The 625-nt window shown below is 36.0% G+C and carries 1 protein-coding gene; it reads left to right on the top strand.

Features of this window, described 5'->3' with window-relative positions:
- Positions 1-59: 59 nt before the first annotated feature.
- Positions 60-625: hypothetical protein (locus JHD69_RS20095; protein ID WP_199142113.1), on the top strand; the 566-nt coding region annotated here is incomplete at its 3' end.

Here is a 625-nt window from a genome sequence, read left to right as displayed (position 1 = left end):
TGTCTCGTGGGCTCGGAGATGTGTATAAGAGACAGACATTTGAGAACTACTTAAACTTTATGAATATTGAAAAGATTAGGTTGCTTTTGCTCATTAAGGAAGACTTGTTGGCCTATCTTCAAAAGCAGTTTGATAATGACGCCTTCATTGAAATCTTAGAGAATAAAAAGAAAGAACTGTATCAGAAAAAGTTAGAGCATGGAATTAACCGTTATCTCGAAGCCCAGCATAGGTTGTTTAATCAGGTGCTCACTTCAAAGAAAACGGAGGATATCGAAAGAAATAAAGTGCTTTTTAACATCATCAAAAGAGCAATCAAGGCACAGATTAAATTTAAGGAGAATATAGAAAGTGGCAATGACGATAATCTTGGTGTTAGGCCAGTGCCGGTTTCCGAGATCCTTGATATGATCCGCTATATTTTTGAAAGTGGAGATTTGGGTAATGATCCTATTCCTTTTGCTGCTGTTGCCTGTGAAGGTTTCTCTGGAATTAATGAAATAGAGATGCACGAAAGCGTACTCTATATAGTAATCCCAGAAATCATAATCAACATGAAAAAATATTCGTCAAGACTTGTTCAAAACGGCTTGGAAGTGATTTTTTCTAAACAAGACAATAAGAT

Source organism: Pedobacter sp. ASV12 (assembly GCF_016429155.1).
GTDB lineage: Bacteria > Bacteroidota > Bacteroidia > Sphingobacteriales > Sphingobacteriaceae > Pedobacter.
This window is presented reverse-complemented; position numbering and strand designations above follow the sequence as displayed.